The sequence below is a fragment of the Phenylobacterium sp. genome (assembly GCF_016124325.1).
Lineage (GTDB): Bacteria > Pseudomonadota > Alphaproteobacteria > Caulobacterales > Caulobacteraceae > Phenylobacterium.
The window spans coordinates 77271-82423 of sequence record NZ_WGNY01000026.1 but is presented as its reverse complement, the minus strand read 5'-3'; the positions used below and the strand labels follow the sequence as shown (position 1 = coordinate 82423).

The 5153-nt window shown below is 69.2% G+C and carries 7 protein-coding genes; 3 read left to right on the top strand and 4 right to left on the bottom strand.

What is annotated here, in order from left to right; genetic code table 11:
• Positions 1-72: 72 nt before the first annotated feature.
• The 3 genes from rpmI to GC203_RS15590 all read right to left on the bottom strand — a co-directional run bounded on the left by rpmI (position 73) and on the right by GC203_RS15590 (position 1298).
• A complete protein-coding gene (gene rpmI, locus GC203_RS15600; protein WP_293456315.1) occupies positions 73-273 on the bottom strand; it encodes a 50S ribosomal protein L35 in 201 nt (66 codons plus the stop codon).
• 123 nt (positions 274-396) lie between these two features.
• Positions 397-837 (bottom strand): RidA family protein, encoded by a 441-nt coding sequence (locus tag GC203_RS15595; RefSeq protein WP_293456313.1) that lies wholly within the window; start codon positions 835-837, stop codon positions 397-399.
• An 89-nt stretch (positions 838-926) separates the two neighbouring features.
• On the bottom strand, positions 927-1298 hold the full coding sequence (locus GC203_RS15590; protein ID WP_293456310.1) for a hypothetical protein: 372 nt from the start codon (positions 1296-1298) through the stop codon (positions 927-929).
• A gap of 138 nt (positions 1299-1436) precedes the next feature.
• Here GC203_RS15590 and GC203_RS15585 point away from each other — a divergent pair, with 138 nt between their 5' ends.
• Positions 1437-2465 (top strand): mechanosensitive ion channel domain-containing protein, encoded by a 1029-nt coding sequence (locus tag GC203_RS15585; protein ID WP_293456306.1) that lies wholly within the window; start codon positions 1437-1439, stop codon positions 2463-2465.
• 15 nt (positions 2466-2480) lie between these two features.
• On the opposite strand, the gene GC203_RS15580 is transcribed toward GC203_RS15585, so the two are convergent.
• Positions 2481-2816 carry a cytochrome c gene (locus GC203_RS15580; protein WP_293456304.1) on the bottom strand — a complete coding sequence of 112 codons (336 nt, stop codon included), beginning with the start codon at positions 2814-2816 and terminating at the stop codon, positions 2481-2483.
• A gap of 266 nt (positions 2817-3082) precedes the next feature.
• On the opposite strand from GC203_RS15580, the gene GC203_RS15575 reads away from it, so the two are divergent.
• Positions 3083-4531: a PAS domain S-box protein gene (locus GC203_RS15575; protein ID WP_293456301.1), complete on the top strand. Its 1449-nt coding sequence runs from the start codon at positions 3083-3085 to the stop codon at positions 4529-4531.
• Complete coding sequence (gene fixJ / locus GC203_RS15570) at positions 4515-5129, top strand: response regulator FixJ (RefSeq protein WP_366501910.1); 615 nt, start codon at positions 4515-4517, stop codon at positions 5127-5129. The genes GC203_RS15575 and fixJ overlap by 17 nt, the downstream gene beginning before the upstream one ends.
• The last annotated feature ends 24 nt before the right edge of the window (positions 5130-5153 follow it).

The window sequence follows — 5153 nt, the reverse complement described above, 5'->3', positions numbered from 1 at the left end:
TGCTCGAGAACCTTCTTGTGCTTGGCGTGGGCGACGACGCCCCGTTTCACGCGTGCCATCGGTCAGTTCTCCTTAGAGGCCGTAGGGGAGCCAGGTCTTGATGATCTTGGCGTCGGCCTCGCTCATCACCTTGGTTCCACGGTTCTGACGGATGTACTTGCCGTTGTGGCTGATGAGGCGGTGGCGCTTGCCGGCGACGCCGGCCTTAAGCTTGCCAGACGCGGTCATCTTGAAGCGCTTTTTCACGCCCGACTTCGTCTTCAGTTTCGGCATTTCACTCGGGTCCCGAAGGTCCCGTCCTCTGGTCGTGTTGATGAACCGCCCTGGCATGCCTTGGGGCCAGGCGGTTCCGAAGGGGCGGGCTAGTAGCCGAAAGGCGGCCGAAAGGCAAGGCCGCTAGGGCTTGCGGACGGCGATCCCCATCACCTCGAACCGGGCGTCGCCCAGCAGGTGGCTGGTCCCGATATAGGCCCGCGCCGGAAGCGGCCCCTTGAAGTAGGTCCGGTAGACCTCGTTGAAGGCGGCGTAGTCCGACAGGTCGGTGGAGAAGATCTGCACCCAGACGAGATCGTCCATGGTCAGGCCGCCCGCCTCGACGGCGCGCTTGACGTTGTCGAGCACCCGCTTGGCCGCGTCGGCCGGCGTGCCGCCCATCGCCGCTCCGCCATCGGTCGTGCCCGAGACGTAGAGCGTGTCGCCGGCCTTGACCGCCGCGCTGAACGCCGGCGCGGGCAGGTCGGGCCGCGACGGCGCCGGGATGTGGGTCACCTCGGCCGCCTGGGCGGCCGCGACGGGCGCGAGCGCGAGGCCCGCGGCGACGAGGAGAGTTCTGAGCATGGCGGCCGGTCCTTGCGATGGCGTGCCGCCCGATGCGACCGCCCGGCCTTCGCCCTGTCAAGGAACCTGCGGCGCGCCCGCCCCGGAATTCAGGCGAGTGGCGCGCCGTTCATCCGTTCCAGCGCGGCGCGCAGCCCTGGGAACTCCCCAGGAGCGGGCTCCCACGGCCGGTCTTCCGGCGGGCGGCCCTCCGGGTGGGCCCCTTCGAGAACCAGCGAACGCACGCCCCAGGTGTCCATCAACTCGCGCGCCAGCGCGGTCGCATCCCGGCGGCCGGTCGGCGGCCGGGCCACGATGGCCACGGTCGGCGAGGTCTGAGCCGCGAGCGCCAGCGCCATGTTCGCCCGGGTCACCGGCCCCACAACATTGGAGCCGCCATCGACCAGCGCAGAAATCAGGTCCGCCGAATACTTCTCGTCGTCACAGACGATAAGGACAGTATCTACTGAAGCTTCATTCATGCGCTCGCACTTCTCCTTCTTTAGTATTGTTGACTTTTTATACCCGATCGCGATCCGTCTATCCAGTCGGCGGGCTTGACAATTATGTGAGTGGACACACCTGCTTTTTCGGCTGCTGGCGGCGCGCAGGGAGTTGCGATGGATCGGGTTTGGCAGGCTGTCGAAAACTGGTTCGTGACCGGTGCGTGGGTTTCGATCGCGGGCAAGGCGATGGTCGCGGCGCTCATCGTCGCGCTGGGCTTCGCCGCCGCGCGCCTGGTGAGCCTCGGCCTGCGTCGCATCCGGCTCCATTCCCACAGCGCCGCGTCGCTGATCTACATCGTCGAAAAGCTCGCCGCGTACGGGCTTACGGTGGCTGGGCTGTTCGTGGGGCTCTCGACCCTCGGCGTCGACCTGAGCTCCCTGACGCTTTTCGCCGGCGCGGTGGGCGTGGGCGCCGGCCTGGGCCTGCAGGGCATCGTGCGCGAGTTCGTATCGGGCCTGGTCGTGATCTTCGATCCCCTGGTCCACGTCGGCGACTTCGTGGAGCTGGAGGACGGCCTGCGCGGCGAGATCATCGAGGTCGGGCCCAGGGCCACCCGCCTTCGCACCAACGACGGCCTGAACGTGGTGATCCCCAACTCGAAGCTCATCGAGAACCAGGTCGTGAACTGGACCCTGAAGGGCAGCAGCCGCCGGTTCCACGTGCCCTTCTCCGTGGCCTATGGCGTCGACAAGGCCAAGGTGCGCGACGCGGTGCTCGAGGCGGCGCGGGCCGTGCCCTTCACCTCCCCCGACACCGACCTGCGAAAGGCCCAGGTCTGGCTCACCGGGTTCGGCGATTCCGGCCTGAACTTCGAGCTGGTGGTCTGGCCCACGCCCGACGCGGTCAAGCGGCCGTCGGCCATGCATGCGGCGTACAACTGGGCCATCGAGGACGCCCTGCGCGCTGCCGACATCGAAATCCCGTTCACGCAGATCGACCTGCGCCTGCGCAGCCTGTTCGAACGGGAGGGCGACGAGGCCCTGCGTACGCTCAACCTGGCGACCGGCGACGCCGAGCCGGAGCCCGAGCGCGCGGCCCGCACACGCAATGACGCCGCCGAGGACCTCATGGCCGACGCCGAACGCGAGGCGCGCGAACGGGCGGCCGAGGAACAGGCCAAGCGCGACGCCGAGGCGCGCTGAAGCGCCTGGCGCGCCCTAGTTGGTGAGGCTCTCGATGTACGCCACCAAATCCTCGGCCTCGCTTCGGGTGATGTGGATCGGCGGCATCTCGCCGGACCCGTGCTCGGAGATCTGGTCGAACCGGCGCTGGAGCGACAGCGCGTTGAAGCGCATCCGCAGGGCGCGGAACCGCGGCCCGCTCGTCCCCTCGCGGTCGTCCAGGCCCACCTCGTGGCATCCCGCGCAGCGCCGGGCGGCGAAGGCCTGGCCCCGCTGGACCGCGGGGTCGGTTCCACCGGGCGGCGGCGATCCGGCGGCGGCGCAGCCGGACACCAGGACCGCCAGCCCCGCGGAAATAAGGATCGCGCGCATCTTCGTCTCCCTGCTCGCGCCCGGCCGGTCCGGGCAGGGCATCCTGCGCCGGGGCGCGGAGCGGCGCGCGTCCGTATGGCTACTTAGCCGACGCGATGCCAGATTGTATCCCGGACCGATTCAACCAAGATGTGGTCCTCCATGATGTGTCGGAATCCCAGGTCGCAGACAAGCTGTCTGTTGCACGCCGGAGCGGCCGGACTTAGGGCGTGACCATGGTGCAGCCACGGACGCGATTCATCGATCGACTCCGGTCCAGAGGCCCGGTGGCGACCTATGGCGCAGCCGCGCTGGCCACCGCCGTCTGCTTCGCCTTCCGCGCGGCGCTCGACCCGGTGGCGGACGGCTGGCCGATGCTGATCGTCTACATGCCGGCCGTGCTGCTGAGCGCGGCCCTGGGCGGATGCGGCCCGGCGCTGGTGGCCACGGCGCTGTCGCTTGCGTCCGATGCGGCGTTCGTCGGTCCCGACCTCTTCGCGCGGGACGCCAATCTCGTGACGGTGGCGATCTTCGCGATCCTCGGCGTCGCCAGCGGCGTCTTCGGCATGCGCCTGCGGGGCAGCGCCGGCCGGGTCGGCCAGATGCTGCAGGATCTCGAGGACCGCGAGGCGCACCTCCAGTCCATCCTGGCGACCGTGCCGTCGGCGATGATCGTGATCGACGAACATGGCGTCATGCAGTCGTTCAGCGCCGCGGCGGTCCGCCTGTTCGGGTGGAGCGCCGAGGAGGCGGTGGGCCGCAACGTCAGCATGCTGATGCCCAGCCCCTACCGCGACGCGCACGACGGCTACATCGGCCGCTACCTCTCCACCGGCGAGCGCCGCATCATCGGCATCGGCCGCGTCGTGGTGGGCGAGCGCAAGGACGGTTCGACCTTCCCGATGGAGCTGGCGGTCGGCGAGATGCAGAGCGGCGGCCGGCGCTTCTTCACCGGCTTCGTCCAGGACGTCACCGAACGGCAGACGGCGGAGCGGCGGCTGCACAATCTCCAGGACGAACTGGCGCATGTCTCGCGGCTCACGGCCTTGGGCGAGATGGCCTCGGCGCTGGCGCACGAACTCAACCAGCCGCTCTCGGCGACCGCGAACTACGTCAAGGGCTGCGTGCGCCTGCTCGAGCGGGAGACGCCGGACGTGCAGAAGCTCAAGTCGGCCCTGGAGGCGGCGGGGGAGCAGACGCTGCGAGCGGGCCAGATCATCCGGCGCCTTCGTAACTTCGTCAGCAAGGGCGACGCCGAACACCGGATCGAGAGCCTTCCCCAGCTGCTCGAGGAAGCCGGCGCCCTGGCTATGGTCGGCGCCAAGGAGCGTGGCGTGAAGCTCCGTTTCCGCTTCGAGGCCGGCGTCGACCAGGTGCTGGCCGACAAGGTGCCGGTGCAGCAGGTGGTGCTCAACCTGATGCGCAACGCCATCGACGCCATGGAGGCCTCACCCGAGCGCAGCCTGACCGTCGGCACGCGTCCGGCGGACGACGGAATGGTCGAGGTCTTCGTGGCCGACACCGGGCCGGGCCTGGCGCCCGAGGTCGCCGACCAGCTCTTCCGCCCATTCGTGACGACCAAGAGCACGGGCATGGGCGTGGGGCTCTCGATCTCCCGAACCATCGTGGAGGCGCATGGCGGCCGCATCTGGACCGAACCGAATCCGGCGGGGGGAACCGTGTTCCGCTTCACCCTGCGGGCCGTGAGCGAAGAGGAGCTTGCCGACGTTGAGTGAGGACGTGGTGCATGTGATCGACGACGACGACGCGGTGCGGGAATCGCTGAGCTTCGTCCTCGACACGGCGGGTCTGGCGGCCAGGACCTATGAATCGGCCGAGACGTTCCTCGCCGTTGCTCAGGGCGGCGTCACGGGCTGTATCGTCACCGATGTCCGGATGCCGGACATGAGCGGGCTCGACCTCGTCCGGCGGCTGCAGGGCATGGGCGTGGCCCTGCCCGTGATCGTCATCACCGGGCATGGCGACGTGCCGCTTGCCGTCGAGGCGATGAAGGCGGGCGTCGTCGATTTTCTCGAGAAGCCCTTCGACGACGAGGTGTTCATCGGCGCGGTCAACGCGGCCCTCAACGCCGGGGCCCGGGCCACTCATGTCGACGCCGAGCGCGCCCGGTTCCAGTCGATGCTCGCGGGCCTCTCGCCGCGCGAGGCCGAGGTGCTGCGCGGCGTGGTCGAGGGCAAGTCCAACAAGGTCATCGCCCGCGACCTGGGCATCAGCCCGCGCACGGTCGAGGTCTACCGGGCCCACGTGATGAGCAAGACCGGCTGCGCCGGACTTTCCGAACTGGTCCGGATCGCGCTGCTCGCCGGCTTCTGATTTGCGCGGCGTCAACGCCGCCAG

Coding starts and splice junctions, on each gene's coding strand:
- GC203_RS15585 (WP_293456306.1), top strand. CDS start 1,437: ATGGATCGGGTTTGGCAGGCTGTCGAAAACTGGTTCGTGACCGGTGCG.
- GC203_RS15580 (WP_293456304.1), bottom strand. CDS start 2,816: ATGCGCGCGATCCTTATTTCCGCGGGGCTGGCGGTCCTGGTGTCCGGC.
- GC203_RS15590 (WP_293456310.1), bottom strand. CDS start 1,298: ATGAATGAAGCTTCAGTAGATACTGTCCTTATCGTCTGTGACGACGAG.
- GC203_RS15595 (WP_293456313.1), bottom strand. CDS start 837: ATGCTCAGAACTCTCCTCGTCGCCGCGGGCCTCGCGCTCGCGCCCGTC.
- rpmI (WP_293456315.1), bottom strand. CDS start 273: ATGCCGAAACTGAAGACGAAGTCGGGCGTGAAAAAGCGCTTCAAGATG.